The 16,632-nt window shown below is 72.0% G+C and carries 16 protein-coding genes, 2 tRNA genes and 1 pseudogene; 8 read left to right on the top strand and 11 right to left on the bottom strand.

Features of this window, described 5'->3' with window-relative positions; genetic code table 11:
* Positions 1 to 108: 108 nt before the first annotated feature.
* The 6 genes from ACIBBH_RS09030 to ACIBBH_RS09005 all read right to left on the bottom strand — a co-directional run bounded on the left by ACIBBH_RS09030 (position 109) and on the right by ACIBBH_RS09005 (position 5,488).
* Complete coding sequence (locus ACIBBH_RS09030; RefSeq protein WP_399403464.1) at positions 109 to 1,338, bottom strand: HD-GYP domain-containing protein; 1,230 nt, start codon at positions 1,336 to 1,338, stop codon at positions 109 to 111.
* Positions 1,335 to 2,651: an HD-GYP domain-containing protein gene (locus ACIBBH_RS09025; RefSeq protein WP_399403462.1), complete on the bottom strand. Its 1,317-nt coding sequence runs from the start codon at positions 2,649 to 2,651 to the stop codon at positions 1,335 to 1,337. Before ACIBBH_RS09025 ends, ACIBBH_RS09030 begins: the two co-directional genes overlap by 4 nt.
* Positions 2,652 to 2,769: 118 nt before the next feature.
* Positions 2,770 to 3,081, bottom strand: a complete 312-nt coding sequence (rsrA, locus tag ACIBBH_RS09020; protein ID WP_399403460.1) for a mycothiol system anti-sigma-R factor — start codon at positions 3,079 to 3,081, stop codon at positions 2,770 to 2,772.
* A complete protein-coding gene (gene sigR / locus ACIBBH_RS09015; RefSeq protein ID WP_399403458.1) occupies positions 3,078 to 3,761 on the bottom strand; it encodes an RNA polymerase sigma factor SigR in 684 nt (227 codons plus the stop codon). The genes rsrA and sigR overlap by 4 nt, the downstream gene beginning before the upstream one ends.
* A 256-nt stretch (positions 3,762 to 4,017) precedes the next feature.
* A complete protein-coding gene (locus ACIBBH_RS09010; protein WP_399403456.1) occupies positions 4,018 to 4,671 on the bottom strand; it encodes an alpha/beta family hydrolase in 654 nt (217 codons plus the stop codon).
* Between the two features lies 1 nt (position 4,672).
* A complete protein-coding gene (locus tag ACIBBH_RS09005) occupies positions 4,673 to 5,488 on the bottom strand; it encodes an SOS response-associated peptidase (protein ID WP_399403454.1) in 816 nt (271 codons plus the stop codon).
* A 50-nt stretch (positions 5,489 to 5,538) separates the two neighbouring features.
* Here ACIBBH_RS09005 and ACIBBH_RS09000 point away from each other — a divergent pair, with 50 nt between their 5' ends.
* From ACIBBH_RS09000 to ACIBBH_RS08985, 4 genes are all read left to right on the top strand, one after another.
* A complete protein-coding gene (locus tag ACIBBH_RS09000) occupies positions 5,539 to 6,261 on the top strand; it encodes a M50 family metallopeptidase (RefSeq protein ID WP_399403452.1) in 723 nt (240 codons plus the stop codon).
* 105 nt (positions 6,262 to 6,366) lie between these two features.
* Positions 6,367 to 7,692 carry a 3-phosphoshikimate 1-carboxyvinyltransferase gene (gene aroA / locus ACIBBH_RS08995; RefSeq protein ID WP_399403450.1) on the top strand — a complete coding sequence of 442 codons (1,326 nt, stop codon included), beginning with the start codon at positions 6,367 to 6,369 and terminating at the stop codon, positions 7,690 to 7,692.
* Positions 7,693 to 7,702: 10 nt separating this feature from the next.
* Positions 7,703 to 8,713, top strand: a complete 1,011-nt coding sequence (gene rsgA, locus ACIBBH_RS08990; protein ID WP_399403448.1) for a ribosome small subunit-dependent GTPase A — start codon at positions 7,703 to 7,705, stop codon at positions 8,711 to 8,713.
* A 76-nt stretch (positions 8,714 to 8,789) separates the two neighbouring features.
* The gene (locus tag ACIBBH_RS08985) at positions 8,790 to 9,113 is read left to right on the top strand and encodes a DMT family transporter (RefSeq protein ID WP_399403446.1); all 324 of its coding nucleotides are present in this window, start codon (positions 8,790 to 8,792) and stop codon (positions 9,111 to 9,113) included.
* 32 nt (positions 9,114 to 9,145) lie between these two features.
* On the opposite strand, the gene ACIBBH_RS08980 is transcribed toward ACIBBH_RS08985, so the two are convergent.
* Entirely contained in the window at positions 9,146 to 9,757 is a 612-nt protein-coding gene (locus tag ACIBBH_RS08980; RefSeq protein WP_399403444.1) for a TetR/AcrR family transcriptional regulator, read from the bottom strand.
* Positions 9,758 to 10,016: 259 nt separating this feature from the next.
* Between ACIBBH_RS08980 and hisN the strand changes: the two genes are divergently transcribed.
* Positions 10,017 to 10,817 carry a histidinol-phosphatase gene (gene hisN / locus ACIBBH_RS08975; protein WP_399403442.1) on the top strand — a complete coding sequence of 267 codons (801 nt, stop codon included), beginning with the start codon at positions 10,017 to 10,019 and terminating at the stop codon, positions 10,815 to 10,817.
* A gap of 162 nt (positions 10,818 to 10,979) precedes the next feature.
* The gene (locus ACIBBH_RS08970; RefSeq protein ID WP_399403441.1) at positions 10,980 to 11,375 is read left to right on the top strand and encodes a cyclic nucleotide-binding/CBS domain-containing protein; all 396 of its coding nucleotides are present in this window, start codon (positions 10,980 to 10,982) and stop codon (positions 11,373 to 11,375) included.
* 56 nt (positions 11,376 to 11,431) lie between these two features.
* On the opposite strand, the gene ACIBBH_RS08965 is transcribed toward ACIBBH_RS08970, so the two are convergent.
* Complete coding sequence (locus ACIBBH_RS08965; protein WP_399403439.1) at positions 11,432 to 12,883, bottom strand: catalase; 1,452 nt, start codon at positions 12,881 to 12,883, stop codon at positions 11,432 to 11,434.
* A gap of 143 nt (positions 12,884 to 13,026) precedes the next feature.
* On the opposite strand from ACIBBH_RS08965, the gene ACIBBH_RS08960 reads away from it, so the two are divergent.
* On the top strand, positions 13,027 to 13,443 hold the full coding sequence (locus ACIBBH_RS08960; protein WP_399403437.1) for a Fur family transcriptional regulator: 417 nt from the start codon (positions 13,027 to 13,029) through the stop codon (positions 13,441 to 13,443).
* A gap of 223 nt (positions 13,444 to 13,666) precedes the next feature.
* Positions 13,667 to 14,187 (top strand): annotated as a pseudogene (locus ACIBBH_RS08955) (hypothetical protein); the annotation flags it as partial.
* 78 nt (positions 14,188 to 14,265) lie between these two features.
* On the opposite strand, the gene ACIBBH_RS08950 reads toward ACIBBH_RS08955, so the two are convergent.
* From ACIBBH_RS08950 to ACIBBH_RS08940, 3 genes are all read right to left on the bottom strand, one after another.
* Positions 14,266 to 14,339 (bottom strand) — tRNA-Met (locus tag ACIBBH_RS08950).
* A 144-nt stretch (positions 14,340 to 14,483) separates the two neighbouring features.
* A complete protein-coding gene (locus tag ACIBBH_RS08945; protein ID WP_399403435.1) occupies positions 14,484 to 16,319 on the bottom strand; it encodes a sel1 repeat family protein in 1,836 nt (611 codons plus the stop codon).
* A gap of 216 nt (positions 16,320 to 16,535) precedes the next feature.
* Positions 16,536 to 16,609, bottom strand: a tRNA-Met gene (locus ACIBBH_RS08940).
* Positions 16,610 to 16,632 lie beyond the last annotated feature (23 nt).

Raw genomic sequence — 16,632 nt, 5'->3', positions numbered from 1 at the left:
TCCCGCCTGCCAGTTCCAGATCCGCACAGTGGGCTGGCTTGTGCCCCCGGACGCCCTCTCCCTCGCATCCAACCACGTACGGACGCAGGGGCGCTCATTACCCATGGGTTACCCAGCCTGCGGCAAGGTCAGACTGTCCCGGGACAACACCCGGGCGAGCGACTCCACGACCTCGGGCGCGTACTCCCCCGCCGTGCCGAGGCGCAGTTCCTCCAGCGCCTTCAGCGGGCCGCCGGGGCCGGCGGCCCGCACCTTCTCCTCGTAGGCGTTCACGGCCCGCACGATCCGCGCGGCGACCGGCTGTTCCGGGTAGGGGTCGGCCTGCCGCTCCACGACCACGGCGACCGCCGCGTCCACCCCGGTCTGCCGTACGACGGCCCCGCCGAGCAGCGCTATGCGCCGCTGTTCCTCGGCGGGCAGCACGGCGGTGGCTCCGGCCGGCACCGGGTCGACCAGGCTCAGCTGGCCGATGTCGTGCATGAGGGCCGCGTACTCCAGCACGGTCAGCTCGGGCCGGGTCAGCCCCAGGTCCCGGCCGACGGCCCGGCTGAGCGCGGCGACCCGGTGGGCGTGCCCGGCCGGGGTGTAGCCGGCTATCTCGGTGGCCCGGGCGAGGGAGGCGATGGTCTGCCGGTAGGTGGTGCGCACCGCCGCGTACCGCCGCAGCGACTGCTGGGTGAGCAGCAGCGGCAGGCAGAACACGGGCAGCGCCCACAGACCCGCGACGGCGACGGCCAGCGCGATCACCGCCCCGGTCGCGCACACGGCGGACCCGATCCCGATGAGTCCCCGCAGCTCGTCCCTGAGGAGCGGCCCGAACGGCCACCGGCTGCGGGAGTGCGCCAGCGCGGCGGCCAGCACGGCGTCGCACAGCGCGGTGAGGGAGAGCAGCGCGAGCAGCAGCAGGGCGTAGGCGGGACCGCCCCAGGTCTCGAACACGCCCCGCCTGTACAGGGGTTGGAAGCAGACGGCGGCGAAGCCGACGGTGAGGACTCGGCGGGCCAGGTGATCGAGGGTCGGTGTCCGCCCGCTCCAGATGTGCGGCACGCTGCCCAGCAGGGACGCGGCGAGGACGACGGCGACGACCTGGGCGGCGTCGTGCCGGGCGGCCTGTCCTGCGTCGGCCCCGAGCAGCGCGTACGCCAGTGCGCCCGCGGCGCCGAGGGGTGCGGCCTCCCTGACCTGGGCGCCGGTCCAGCGGGTGAGCTCGCCGACGGTGACGAGGAGGCCGAAGGCGAGGGCGGTGCCGCGTTCGTCGATGCCGGTGCACAAGGTGACCGCGAGGCAGAAGGCGGCGGCGAGGGCGGCGCAGGCGTGGATGAGGCGCAGCGCGGTCATCGCCGCGCCCCGGCCCGGCTGGGGAAGGCTGCGGGCGGTGCCGTCGTGCCCTCCGGCTCGTCGGCGGTGACCGCGGGATGCCAGCCGTGCCGTCCCAGGGCCCGGACCAGCGCGGCGACCATCCGCGGGTCGAACTGCGTCCCCGCACACCGCTGAAGCTCCTCCAGGGCGGCCGGGACGGGACGGGCCCGGCGGTAGGAGCGCGTGGACGTCATCGCGTCGAAGGCGTCCGCGACGGCGACGACCCGGGCGCACTCCGGGATCTGGCCGCCGACCAGCCCGTACGGGTATCCGCTGCCGTCCAGCCGCTCGTGGTGGTGCAGGATCGCCGCCCGCGCCTCGCCGAGGAAGGAGATGCCGCGCACCATCTCGTGGCCGTACTCGGGGTGCAGCTCGATGATCCGCCGCTCCTCGGGGGTGAGTGGCCCGTCCTTGCGGAGCAGCCGGGTGGGCACGCCCAGCTTGCCGACGTCGTGCAGGATCCCGGCGAAGCGCAGCACCTCGACGCGCTCGTCGTCCATGCCCAGCTCGCGGGCGATCATCACGGACGCCTGTCCGACGCGCTCACTGTGCCCGCGGGTGTAGCCGTCCTTGATGTCGACGGCCTGCACCAGCGCGCGGATGGTCGCCTGGTGGGCGGCGCGCTCCCGGTGGTACTGGGCGAACACCCACCAGGACACGCACATCGGCAGCAGCACGAGCAGCGCGGCGACCGGACCGTACGGGCTGCGCCACAGCACGGCCATCATCAGCCCGGCCAGCCCGTGCACCCCGATCGGCGCCAGGGACCGCGACAGCAGCCCCTGCCAGGCCCGGCGCACCGGTACCCGCTCGGCCACCGCCAGGATCCCGCCGTCGAGCGCGGCCAGCACCAGGCAGAAGGCCAGCACGGCAGCCACGGCGGGCAGCAGGACGTACGGGAAGTCGGAGGCGACCACCGCGTCCCGGCCGCCCAGCGCCCAGTGCACCCGGGCCGCGCCCCACACGGCGAGCGCCAGCCGGGCGGCACGCCAGATCCGGCGTGCCGGCGCGGGCCGGTGCTCCACGCGGGCCAGCAGGGCACCCGGCAGCGGTACGAACGCGGCGGCGGGCGGGGGCAGCAGGAACACCCCGGCGAGCAGGACGGCGTAGACGGGGTGGGACGCGCCCGCGAAACGCCGCCGGACGGCGTGCTCACAGGCCGCGTACAGCGCGGCGAGCAGCGCGACCGCCCACCACGGTGCGTGGAGCGTCGGCAGTCTCAGCAGACAGAACAGCGCGAGCACGGCGGCACAGCCCACATACCCGCGCGCCCGTGCCGGAACCGCTTCCATGACCCCTCCCCCGACATGCCTGTCCGGCTCCGGAGCCTAGGCCTGGTGTCGGGGGGTTCGAGGGCTTATGACCCGAGGATTCGCACATTCGGGTGATGACCGCGGGGTCAGGAACGGATCAGGACTCCTGGGGAGTGACCTGTGTCGCGGTCACGTCATGCTCGGGCACCGCCTGGCCGGAGCGGATCAGCTCGATCCGCCCCATGACCTTGGCGCGCAGGTCGGTCGGCACGTCGTCGTGCCCGCAGCACCGCTTGACCAGCTTCTTCACGGCCTGCTCGAGTCCGTACTTCTCCAGGCACGGCGAGCACTCCTTGAAGTGCTGCTGGAACTTGTCGCGATCGACGTCCGGCATCTCACTGTCGAGGAACTCGTACAGATGGTCGAGTACCTCACTGCAGTCCGTCTCGTGCGGCTCTCCGCAGCTCATGAGCCCGAGCCTTTCGCTTCGTTCGACTCTCCGGCGCCGGCCGGGACCAGTCCGCGCTCACGGGCGTAGTCCTCGAGCATGCCGCGCAGTTGACGGCGGCCCCGGTGCAGCCGGGACATCACCGTACCGATGGGTGTCCCCATGATGTCCGCGATCTCCTTGTACGCAAAGCCCTCCACGTCCGCGAGATAGACGGCGATGCGGAACTCCTCGGGGATCGCCTGCAGCGCTGCCTTCACGTCCGAGTCGGGCAGGTGGTCGAGCGCCTGGGACTCGGCGGAGCGCAGACCGGTCGACATGTGCGACTCGGCACGGGCGAGCTGCCAGTCCTCGATCTCCTCGGCGGCGGAGCGCTGCGGCTCACGCTGCTTCTTGCGGTAGGAGTTGATGAAGGTGTTCGTGAGGATCCGGTACAGCCACGCCTTGAGGTTGGTGCCCTCGCGGAACTGGTGGAAGGACGCGTACGCCTTGGCGTACGTCTCCTGCACCAGGTCCTCGGCGTCGGCCGGGTTGCGCGTCATGCGCAGGGCGGCCGAGTACATCTGGTCGAGGAATTCGAGCGCGTCCCGTTCGAAGCGCGCGCTGCGCTCCGCGGTCGACTCCGCGCTGACGCCCTGGCCCTCGGGCAGCTCCGCCTGGCCGTTGTCGGTCCCTGCGTCCGTCCCAGTGACCGGACCCACCTCCTCAAGATCGCGCGTGAGGCCGAAACCGGTCCCACTCGATTCGGAGGATAGACGACGACCGGTGCCTGCCGCCGCTCGAATAGGAGCGGTCCTGGCCGCGTGCAGCACTGTCCAGTCCAGGTCAGTACGACTGCTGCGGCCCGGGCAGAAGGTCGAACCCATGCGGCGGACTTCCTCTCCTACGACATCCGTGCTGGTCGTTCAGCACGTCTGTTCGCCACAACAGTGGTGCGGAGCCCGGCATTCCCGGCCGTCAGCCCAGTGACGAGGTCCACTCGACGACCGCGTCGGTGATGACCTCCAGTGCCCGGTCCTGGGTGATCTCCGCGCGCTTGGGCACGGCGAAGCCGTGATCGCCGTACGGCACCTCGACGATGTCCGTCCCGCGGGGGAACTCCTCCGGCTTCCCGAACGGATCATTGCCCCCCTGCACGACGAGCGTGGGCACCCCGGCCCCCAGCAGCTCGTCGACGCGGGACTTCTCGGGCCTGCCCGGCGGATGGAGCGGGAAGCTGAGCGCGAGGACGGCGTGCGCCCCGAGGTCCTCGGCGGTACGGCAGGCGACGCGGGCCCCCGCACTCCGCCCGCCGGAGATGACCGGCACCCCCGGCTCGGCGAGCGCGGGCCACACCCCGCGCCACCCGGCGTCCAGCGTCTTCGGCGCGGGCGCCACCTTCTTCCCGGCCACCCGCCAGGGCTGCTCGACGAGCGCGACGGTGACGCCGTGGGCGGGCAGCACCCGGGCGAGCGCCCGCAGGTCCCGCGCTTCGATGCCGCCGCCCGCGCCGTGGCTGACGGCCAGGACCAGCCTCGCCCTCTTCGCCCGGTGCCAGGTGACCCGGGCGTCGCCCGCATCGGTACCGATGATCTCGCTCGGGCCGCCGGTCGGGTTCGTCACATCCGTCACGTCAGAAGAGTGTGCCCTCCTCCGGCCCCTCCAGCTCCTTCAGCAGCTCCGGGCCGTTGTTGCGGACGTTGCTGACCGCCGTCGAGACCGGGTAGGCCCGCATCAGCCCCGCAGGCGGCGGTGCCAGCAGCTCCCGCAGGTCGTCCGCGTCCGCGCGGGAGGGATCCAGCCAGGTGTCCCAGCGGTCCGGCGTGAGCATCAGCGGCATCCGGGGGTGGATGTCGGCCAGCGCGTGGGGCCCCTCCGCCGGCGCCACCGCCAGCGGCGTCCGCTCCGCCTCGGCCGTGATCACCGAGCACGTCGCCCACCAGGCCTGCGGATGGTCGTCGGGCAGGGTCCGGTCCCGCCAGAACTCGTACAGCCCGGCCATCGCGAAGACCGACCCGTCGGCGGGCAGCACGAAGTACGGCTGCTTGCGCGGCCGCTTCTTCCTGCCCTCGACCTCCAGGTCCCGCTCCTGCCGGCCGGTGACCCACTCGTAGTAGCCGTCGGCCGGCAGGATGCAGCGCCGGGCGGCGAAGGCACGCCGGTAGGACGGCTTCTCGTGCACGGTCTCCGCGCGCGCGTTGATCATCCGCGCGCCGCCCTCCGGCGACTTGGCCCACGAGGGGACCAGGCCCCACTTGAGCCTGCGCAGCTGGCGAACCGGGCGTTGGTCGTCGGCGTCCTTCAGGGGACGGTCGAGGACCGCGTAGACCTCCTTGGTCGGAGCCACGTTGAAATCCGGCTCCAAGGTCTCCTCCGGCTCCCACTTGTCGATTTCAAAGATTCCCGCGAGATCCTCGGGCCTACGACTCGCCGCATACCGTCCGCACATACGTGCCACACTGCCAGACTCCGTACCAGGACAGGGAGCGACCGCCGAACATGCAGAGCACCGCCGCCACCGCGCTGCCCGACCTCTGGGGCCGCCTCGTGGGCACCCAGCCCGACCCGAATCTGTGGGTGGTGCTCGCCACTCTGGTCGCGGCGCTCGCGGTGGTCGTCCCGCACACCCTGTGGCGGGTCTCCCGCAACGCGATCACCATCGCCCACGAGGGCGGCCACGGTCTGGTGGCACTGCTGACCGGCCGCCGGCTCACCGGGATACGCCTGCACTCCGACACCAGCGGCCTCACCCTCAGCCGGGGCAAGCCGCACGGCATCGGCATGATCCTCACCGCGTCCGCCGGCTACACCGCTCCCCCACTGCTGGGCCTGGGCGGCGCCGCCCTGCTGGCCGCCGGCCACATCACACTTCTGCTGTGGGCGGCGACCGCCCTGCTGGTGGCGATGCTGGTGATGATCCGCAACGCGTACGGGGCCCTGACGGTGGTCTTGACGGGGGGCACGTTCCTGCTGGTGTCCTGGTTGACCGGACCACAGGTGCAGGCGGCGTTCGCGTATGCGGTGGTGTGGTTCCTGCTGTTCGGCGGGGTGCGGCCGGCGTTCGAGCTGCAGGCGAAGCGGGCGCGCGGCGGCGCGGGCGACTCCGACGCGGACCAGCTGTCCCGCCTGACGCACGTACCAGCAGGCCTGTGGCTGTTCCTGTTCCACGTGGTGTCACTGTGCTCGCTGATCGGCGGAGGACGTTGGCTGCTGGAAGTGTGACGTTCCCCGAAGGGGCGGCGTCCGTTCTCCCGCGCGGGTGCGACCAGCCCCGACGAGCCCGCAGCCGGACAACGGCCAGGACCGCCCCCCACTAAAGTGGGGCCCATGGCCCCGAACGACGCACACACCGCCCTCTGGCCCGCCCCGCACGCGAGCGGAGCCGTCGACGCGACGGTCCACGTGCCCGGGTCCAAGTCGGTCACCAACCGTGCCCTGGTGCTCGCCGCCCTCGCCTCCGAGCCCGGCTGGCTGCGCCGCCCGCTGCGCTCCCGCGACACGCTGCTCATGGCGGGCGCCCTGCGCGCGATGGGCGTGGAGATCGAGGAAGGGGTGGGCCCGGACGGCACGGGCGAGGCCTGGCGGGTGCTCCCGACGGGCCTGCACGGGCCGGCCACGGTCGACGTCGGCAACGCCGGCACCGTCATGCGCTTCCTGCCGCCCGTCGCCGCGCTGGCCGACGGCCCCATCCACTTCGACGGCGACCCGAGGTCGTACGAGCGTCCCCTGAACGGCGTCATCGACGCGCTGCGCGTGCTCGGCGCCCGGATCGACGACGACGGCAGGGGCGCGCTGCCGCTGACCGTGCACGGCGGCGGCGCGCTGGACGGCGGCCCGGTGTCGGTCGACGCCTCGTCCTCGTCCCAGTTCGTGTCGGCGCTGCTGCTGTCCGGCCCGCGCTTCAACCAGGGCGTAGAGGTCCGCCACACCGGGGCGACGCTCCCGTCGATGCCGCACATCCGCATGACGGTGGACATGCTGCGCGCGGTCGGCGCCCAGGTGGACACCCCGGAGTCGGGCGGCGAGCCGAACGTCTGGCGGGTCACCCCGGGCGCGCTGCTCGGCCGCGATCTGACGGTCGAGCCGGACCTGTCCAACGCCCAGCCGTTCCTGGCGGCGGCGCTGGTCACCGGCGGCAAGGTGCTGATCCCGGACTGGCCGTCCAGGACGACCCAACCGGGTGACCGGCTGCGTGAGATCTTCACCGAGATGGGCGCTTCCTGCGAACTGACCGACTACGGCCTGGTCCTCACCGGCTCGGGCTCGGTCCACGGCATCGACGTGGACCTGGGCGACGTCGGCGAGCTGACCCCGGGCATCGCCGCGGTCGCCGCCCTCGCCGACTCCCCCTCGACCCTACGGGGCGTGTCCCATCTGCGCCTGCACGAGACGGACCGGCTGGCCGCGCTCACGAAGGAGATCAACGAGCTCGGCGGCGACGTCACCGAGACGGCCGACGGCCTGCACATCCGCCCGCGCCCGCTGCACGGCGGGATCTTCCACACCTACGAGGACCACCGCATGGCGACGGCCGGTGCGATCATCGGCCTGATGGTCGACGGAGTGCGGATCGAGAACGTGGCGACCACCGCCAAGACCCTGCCCGACTTCCCCGAGCTGTGGACCGGGATGCTCGGGAGCGACAGGGCGTAGGGGACTCGCTATGCGCCGCTACGGCAAGCACACCGACGAGGACGACATCCGCTCCCGCCCCAACCGGAAGGGCAACCGGCCCCGTACGCACATTCGGCCCAAGCACGAGGACGCGGCCGAGGGCATGGTCCTCACCGTCGACCGGGGTCGCCTGACCTGCCTCGTCGAGGACCGGGTGGTCATGGCGATGAAGGCCCGCGAGCTGGGCCGCAAGGCGGCGGTGGTGGGCGACCGGGTGGCCCTGGTCGGCGACCTGTCCGGCAAGAAGGACAGCCTCGCGCGGATCGTCCGCATCGAGGAGCGCACGTCGGTGCTGCGCCGCACGGCGGACGACGACGACCCGTACGAGCGGGTGGTGGTCGCCAACGCCGACCAGCTGGCGATCGTCACGGCCCTGGCCGATCCGGAACCCCGCCCCCGCCTGATCGACCGCTGCCTGGTCGCGGCCTTCGACGGCGGCCTGGAGCCGCTGCTGGTGATGACCAAGTCGGACCTGGCATCACCGGACAAACTGCTGGAGCTCTACGGCCACCTGGACATCCCGTACGTCGTCACCAGCCGCGAGGAGCTGCAGAACGGGGACGCGGCGGAGCGGGTGCACGAGCAGCTCGACGGAAAGATCACGGCGTTTGTCGGCCACTCGGGCGTCGGCAAGACCACCCTGGTCAACGCGTTGGTTCCAGAGGACCGGCGCCGATTGACGGGACACGTCAACGCGGTCACCGGCCGCGGTCGGCACACGACGACCTCGGCGCTGGCCCTGCCGTTGGCGGGCTCGGACGCCTGGGTGGTCGACACTCCCGGCATCCGTTCCTTCGGCCTCGCCCACATCGACCCGACCCGCGTCATCCACGCCTTCCCCGACCTGGAGCCGGGCACCGAGGGCTGCCCGCGCGCGTGCGGTCACGACGAACCGGACTGCGCGCTGGACGCCTGGGTGGCCGAGGGACACGCCGACCCGGCGCGGCTGTACTCCCTGCGCAGGCTGCTGGCCACGCGTGAGCGCAAGGAAGGCGACTGAGGGGCCGCGTTGTTTGGAGGAGCAGGGGCCCGGTAAGTGCATAATCGCACCGAGCCGGACTACGGGAGGACAGCACATGGCGTGGCTGCTGGTCATCGTGGCCGGAATGCTCGAGACCGGTTTCGCCGTGTGCCTCAAGCTCTCCCACGGTTTCACCCGTCTGTGGCCCACGATCGCCTTCTGCTGCTTCGCCCTCGGCAGCTTCGGCCTGCTCACCCTCGCCCTGAAGAAGCTCGACGTGGGGCCCGCCTATGCCGTGTGGACCGGCATCGGCGCGGCGGGCACCGCGATCTACGGCATGATCTTCCTCGGCGACCTGGTGTCCACCCTGAAGATCGTCTCCATCAGCCTGGTCATCGTCGGCGTCATCGGCCTGCAGCTGTCGGGCTCGGCGCACTGATCGCAAGCAGTCCGGGGCGACCACCGGCCCGCTCACGCCGCCAGTTGCCGTGGCAGGGCCGTGCGCACCAGCTCCGCCGCCCCGCCCTCCCCCGGCGGAGCCGAGACGCAGGACAGCGCGAGCCGTACGACCAGCTCGCAGGACCGGACCAGCTCGGCGGTGTCCGCCGGGTCCGCGCCGGGCCCGGCCAGCACCGCCACCGCCCGGTCCCGCACGATCCGCACGAAGTCGCCGGGCGACGGCAGTGGGCCGTCCGCCCGGCGCTGCGCGGGTACGGCGGAGGAGGACGGCACGGCGGACAGCGCCGGCGAGGGCAGGCGCTCGCTCCAGCAGCCGGTGAGCATGGCCCGCACCAGCGCGTTCTCCCGGGCGGCCGACGCCATCCACTCGGCGGTCGCGGTGAGCCGCTCACGCGGGTCGGCGTGCGCGGCGAGCGCCCGCTCCACCCCGGCGAGATACCCGTCGGCCTCTCTGCGCACCAGCGCCCGCGCCAGGCCGTCCTTGCTCCCGAACTCGTTGTACAGCGTCTGCCGGGACACCCCGGCCGCCGCCGCCACGTCCACCATCCGCACGGCGGACCACGGCCGGTGCGCAAGCGCCGTGTAGGCGGCGTCCAGTAGGGATTCCCGCGCTGCAGGCATCATCGCCTCCCTCGGGCGAGCGTCTCTGCGCCCAGATTTGACGCGCACACAGGCACTGTCAAGGGTCCGCGAAGGCACCGGGGGCGCCCTCGCCCCCTTGCGCGCGTCCCCGACGGCTGCCACGTCTGCGGGGCGGCGGCGCCGCTTGAGCGACACGGCGACGCGCGGGCACACCGCATGAGCGGCATAGCCCATCCCGGTCCGGAGCACCCCGTACGCCCCCGGTAGCCCCACCGCACCCCACCCGGATACCGTTCACCACATGCCCGACTACCTCGACGACCTCCGCCTCGCCCACGTCCTCGCCGACGCGGCCGACGCCGCGACGACGGCCCGCTTCAAGGCCCTCGACCTCAAGGTGGAGACAAAACCGGACATGACCCCGGTGAGCGAGGCGGACAAGGCCGCCGAGGAGCTCATCCGCGGCCAGCTCCAGCGCGCCCGCCCGAGGGACGCGATCCTCGGCGAGGAGTACGGCATCGAGGGCACCGGCCCCCGCCGCTGGGTGATCGACCCGATCGACGGCACCAAGAACTACGTACGCGGCGTCCCCGTGTGGGCGACCCTGATCGCGCTCATGGAAGCGGGCGAGGGCGGCTACCAGCCCGTCGTCGGCGTCGTCTCCGCCCCCGCCCTCGGCCGCCGCTGGTGGGCCGCGAAGGGCCACGGCGCCTTCACCGGCCGCAGCCTGTCCTCCGCGACCCGCCTGCACGTCTCCCGGGTGTCGAAGCTCGCCGACGCCTCCTTCGCGTACTCCTCGCTCAGCGGCTGGGAGGAGCAGGGCCGCCTGAACGGCTTCCTCGACCTCACCCGCGAGGTCTGGCGCACGCGCGCGTACGGCGACTTCTGGCCGTACATGATGGTCGCCGAGGGCTCCGTCGACCTCTGCGCCGAACCCGAGCTGTCCCTGTGGGACATGGCCGCCACCGCGATCGTCGTCACGGAGGCCGGCGGCACCTTCACCGGCCTCGACGGCCGTCCGGGCCCGCACAGCGGCAACGCGGCCGCGTCGAACGGCCTGCTGCACGACGAGTTGCTGGGGTATCTCAACCAGCGCCACTGAACAGCAAGGGACGATCACGCACGCCCTCAACTGGCCGCGCACGCCCCCTTGTTGACCCCTCCTTTACCTGCGACCCTGAGAGCACCCCCACATGTGAACTTGTGAATCGATGAACCATGTCCTTCACGGGTTCGTCGGATTCGTAGGAGGTGGCTCCATCCCATGCTCGTCCGCGACGCCATGAGCACAGTGGTCCTCACCGTCGGCCCCGCCCACACCCTCCGCCAGGCAGCCGCCCTGATGTCCGCCCGCCGGGTCGGCGCCGCCATCGTCCTCGACCCGGACGCCGGCGGCATCGGCATCCTCACGGAGCGGGACATCCTCAACTCCGTCGGCCTCGGCCAGGATCCGGACACGGAACGCATCCACGCCCACACCACCAACGACGTCGTCTTCGCCACTCCGACCTGGACCCTGGAGGAGGCCGCCCGCGCCATGGCCCACGGCGGTTTCCGCCATCTCGTCGTCCTCGACCGCGGCGAGCCCGCCGGGATCGTCTCGGTCCGCGACATCATCCGCTGCTGGGTGCCGGCCCGGCAGCACGTCGTACCGGCCTGAACACACCGGCGGGCCGAGCCCCGAAAGGGACTCGGCCCGCCACCGGTGTGCGTGCGTCAGCCGCGCAGGGCCGCGACGGCCACCTCCAGCCGCTTGCCGAAGTCGCCGTCGGCCCGGCGGAAGTTGTCGATCGCGCGCTCGGCGATGTCGTCCCGCGAGACCTGCGCGAGGGAACCCGCCAGGTTCTCGACCAGGCGCTCCTTCTCGTCCTGCGACATCAGCCGGTAGAGGTTGCCCGCCTGGACGAAGTCGTTGTCCTCGGCGTGCACCGGGGTCTCGTGGCCGCCGGTGACGCCGGAGACCGGGACCGGCTGCCAGAGCGGACGGTCGGTCTGGAACGGGCCGCCGAAGCTGTTCGGCTCGTAGTTTTTCGCGCCCTTGTGGCGGCCGTCGTACAGGTAGCCGTCACGGGAGTTGGTGCGCGCCTCGGTGGCGTGCGGGCGGTTCACCGGCAGGTGGTCGGCGTTGATGCCGACGCGGTAGCGGTGGGCGTCGCCGTAGGCGAAGAGGCGGCCCTGGAGCATCTTGTCGGGGGACGGGCCGATGCCCGGCACGAAGTGCGCCGGGGAGAAGATCGACTGCTCCACCTCGGCGAAGATGTTCTCCGGGTTGCGGTTGAGCTCCAGCTTGCCGATCTCCATCAGCGGGTAGTCGCCGTGCGGCCACACCTTGGTCAGATCGAACGGGTTGAAGCGGTAGGTCGCCGCCTCGGCCGCCGGCATGATCTGGACGGACACGGTCCACGTCGGGTACTCGCCCCGCTCGATCGCCTCGCGCAGGTCACGCTGGTGGGAGTCGGGGTCCTCACCGGCGAGCTTCGCGGCCTCCTCGGCGGTCAGGTTCCTGATGCCCTGGTCGGTCTTGAAGTGGTACTTGACCCAGAAGGCCTCGCCGGCCTCGTTGTTCCACTGGAAGGTGTGCGAGCCGAAGCCGTCCATGTGCCGGTACGACGCCGGGATGCCGCGGTCGCCGAACAGCCAGGTCACCTGGTGGGTGGACTCGGGTGACAGGCCCCAGAAGTCCCAGACGTTGTCCGGCTCCTGCGAGCCCGTGTACGGGTCGCGCTTCTGGGTGTGGATGAAGTCCGGGAACTTGATGGCGTCCCTGATGAAGAACACCGGGGTGTTGTTGCCGACGAGGTCGTAATTGCCCTCCTCGGTGTAGAATTTCAGCGCGAAGCCGCGCGGGTCGCGGACGGCGTCCGCGGCACCGAGGCTGCCGGCCACGGTCGAGAAGCGGAGGAAGACCTCGGTCTGCTTGCCGGTCTCGGAGAGGAACGCGGCGCGCGTGTACGGGGTGACATCGGCGGTGACCGTGAAGGTGCCGTAGGCACCCGCGCCGCGGGCGTGCACCACACGCTCCGGAATGCGCTCACGGTTGAAATGGGCCAGCTTCTCCAGAAGGAGCTGGTCCTGGACGAGGACCGGGCCGCCTACGCCCGCGGTCTCGCTGTTCTGGTTGTCGGCCACCGGTGCACCGGCCTCCGTCGTGAGCGGTCCCTGCGTCACGTACGCCTCCTGCGTCACTTCTGTCTGATCCTGATACTTGGCCAGAGCCAGCCTCGATCCTACATTGGACGATGTCTAAGTCAAGCTGGGTTCCAAATTCACACCTGTTCGGAAACTGGTCACCTTGCTGTTAAGCTGTCCGCATGAGTGACCTTCTGGAACGGCTGCGCGGACGCGGATGGCGGATGACCGCGCAGCGACGTGTCGTGGCCGAGGTCCTCGACGGCGAACACGTCCACCTGACGGCCGACGAGGTCCACGCCCGGGCCGTCGCCAAGCTGCCCGAGATCTCCCGGGCGACCGTCTACAACACCCTCGGCGAGCTGGTCTCCCTCGGCGAGGTGCTCGAGGTCTCCACCGACCAGCGGGCCAAGCGGTACGACCCGAACGCGCACCGGCCGCACCACCACCTGGTCTGCGCCCAGTGCGGCGCGATCCGGGACGTCCACCCGACCGGCAACCCGCTGTCCGACCTCCCCGACTCGGAGCGCTTCGGCTTCACGGTGTCGGACGTCGAGGTGACGTACCGCGGGGTGTGCCCGAACTGCGCGTCGGCCTGAGAGACGCCGGAGACACCTCACGAAGCCCCGGCCCCCATGGGCGCCGGGGCTTCGTGCTGCGCACGGACGAACGGACGACGTACGGACGGCGCACGGAGTGCCGCACACGGAGTTTCTGGCTCCGACGGGCCGCCAGATGGTCGACGGCACCCACCAGTCCGTTCCGCACTCCGCCAGGAGACTCCGGGGGAGAGCCGTACCCGAAACTCGAAGCGACCGACCCGCCGCCGGTTACGCGCTGGGCCTGCTCATGGGCTCCCTGCCCCTGGTCCGCGCCGCCCCGGAGCCGCTCTTGGACGCCCTGTACCTCGTACCGAAACTGGCCCTGCTGCCGGTCTTCCTGACCATGTTCGGCCTGGGCGAGGGCCCAGGTGGCCTCGGTGGTGGACACGGTGCTCTTCTTCGTCTGGATCTCGACCGTGTCGGCGGTGATCGCCTACCCCCTGCAGAAGGCGCTGACCGGCCACGCCCGCGGCCTCTCCGAGATCCGCTCCCAGCAGCTCGGCTCGGCCGATGTCCTCACGGCCTACGGCCGTACGCTGCTGCACGACGACGTGCACGCTGGGGTGCCCTGCTTCGGGCCTGCATCCGTACGGTCGATACGTACGTCGCCGACGACTACAAGGGGAACGCGGCCTTCGTCACTTACCTGGCGAAGCTCCTGAAGACGGATGCGGCCTCCTCAAGGCCACCTCGTCCCTCCGCATGGACTGGGAGATCCGCGGCGCACGGCCACCCGCCTGAAGCGGTCGGCCACAGACCGTGACTCCGCACACGCCGAGGGCCGGAACCCATCTCTGGATTCCGGCCCTCGGCCTTCAGTAGCGGGGACAGGATTTGAACCTGCGACCTCTGGGTTATGAGCCCAGCGAGCTACCGAGCTGCTCCACCCCGCGTCGTTGAGCTCGACATTACGTGAAGGATGCGGGAGGAAGCAAATCGCTTCCTGCGGTCCAGCCCGTCCGGCGTTTGGACGCGAGAACACCGGGCTCCCGCTGCAACCCCGGCGACCAGTCACCCCGCACCGGCACGGCGCAGCGTCACGCCGACAGCTCCTGCCGCAACGCGTCCCGCAACCGCGCCGCCCGCTTCGCCACCTCCGCCGGCCCCAGCGCCACCGCTCGATCGGCCCACCGCTGCCCGACCGCCAGCTCCCCCCGACGCGCGTAGACAAGGGCCAGCCGAAGCGCCGCCCGCCCATGCCCGGCATCCGCGGCCCGCTCCCACCACACCGCCGCCTCCGGCTCACTCCCCTCCCGAGCCAGCAGCAGCCCCAGATTGAACGCCCCGTTCCGCGACCCGGCCTCGGCCGCCTCGCGGTACCACCGCGCCGCCTCGACCACGTCCCCCCGGGCCGCCGCCAGCATCCCGACCCGCACCTGCGCCCGCCGATGCCCCTGCAGCGCCGCCCGCTCGTACCACTCCTCGCACTCGGTCTTCTCGTGCACGACCTCACCCAGCTCGTGCGCCGGCTCCGCAGGCCGCCGCGCGTCGAGCACGGTCGCCAGCCGGTACGCGGCCTCCGCGCTCCCGCCGCCCGCCGCGCACCGCAGATGCCGCTCGGCCTCCTGCTCGTCGCCCTCCCGCAGCCGCGCGATGCCGACCTGCAGCGCCGCCTCCGTGTGCCCGGCGGCCGCAGCCTGCTCGTACCAGCGCAGCGCTGCGGCCTCCTCGCCCCGCCCGGCGTACAGGATCCCCAGGTTGAACGCTGCGTCCACGCTCCCGGCCTCGGCGGCCTTGGAGAACCACGGCTCCGCGCCGGCCGTGTCGCCCCCCTGCAACAGCAGGATCGCGAGCGCGTTCGCCGCCTCCCGGTGCCCGGCGTAGGCGGCCCGCCGGTACCACTGCTCGGCCTGCGCGGTCCGTCCCTGCTCGGCGCAGAGCAGTCCGAGGTTGTAGGCGCCGTTGTCGTCCCCGGCGTCCATCGCCGCCCGGTACCACCGCTCGGCGGTCTGCGTCTCGCCGCGCTCGGCGTGCAGCGCGCCGAGCGCGTTGGCCGCGTTGCCGTCGCCGTCCTGCGCGGCTCTGAGCCACCACACGACCGCGCTCTCCGTGTCCCCGGCGTCGCGCAGCAGGAAGCCGAGCGCGCAGGCGGCCCGCGCCTCGCCGTCCTTGGCGGAGGTCAGGTACCAGCGTCCGGCCTCCTTGAGCTCGCCCCGCTTCTCCAGGATCGCGCCGAGGTGCAGGGCGGCCCGCCGGTGTCCGCGCGCGGCGGCCTGGCGGTACCACTGCTCGGCCTCCTCGACAGCGTTGTCGGCCCCGGCCCCGTCCTCGGGCGCGCCGCCGCGGTCCAGCGCGCGCGCCAGCCGGTAGGCGGCCTCCCGGTGGCCGCGCTCGGCGGCGGCCCGCATCCATCGTTCGGCTTCGGTGTCCCCGCGGTGCTCCAACAGGTCGGCGAGGGCGTATGCGCCCAGCACGTGGCCCTGCTCGGCGGACTGACGCAGCCAGTACTCGGCGGCGGGCTCGTCACCGCGCTCGCGGTGGTGGCGGCCCAGCGCGTGCGCGGCTGCCGCGGAACCGGCGACGGCGGCGATCCGCCACCAGCCGGCGGCCTCGTCGGCGTAGCCGCGCTGGTGCAGCAGGACGCCCAGGTTGTTGGCGGCGGCCCGGTCACCGGCGGCGGTGGCGGCGCGCAGATGGTGTTCGGCTCCGTCGAGGTCGCCGCGGCGCAGCAGCATGGCCCCGAGGACGCTCATCGCCTCGACGTCCCCGGCCTCGGCGGCGAGCCGCTGACGTGCCTCCTCGGCGGCATCGGCGGCCTCGCCGGCCTCGTCGCGGTCGGCGGGCTGCACAAAGTCGGCATCCTGCTCATAGCCGGCAGGCTGCACAAAAGGCCCTGTCTCCAACAGAGTTGCCTTGTCCCCCATAACGTCCATCGTCGCACCACCTGCAACCTGGGTACACCCGGTATACCGCAGCCTGTGAGGTCACTTCAGCGTTTTGTCGACATGCCCACAGAGAGACAAGTCAAACACAAATCGGCCAACTCCCCACGGCGGCACGGCGACTTACTGCGCTGGTACATGCGTTCGCCGCCCGACCGCACACCACGAAGGCCCGGATCCATGGAGGATCCGGGCCTTCGGTTCAAGTAGCGGGGACAGGATTTGAACCTGCGACCTCTGGGTTATGAGCCCAGCGAGCTACCGAGCTGCTCCACCCCGCGCCGTTGCTTTGCAACCGTATCAC

This window comes from Streptomyces sp. NPDC051636 (assembly GCF_044453765.1).
Classification (GTDB): domain Bacteria; phylum Actinomycetota; class Actinomycetes; order Streptomycetales; family Streptomycetaceae; genus Streptomyces.
The sequence above is the reverse complement of the archived record's forward strand: the minus strand, read 5'-3'. Positions and strand labels throughout refer to the sequence as shown.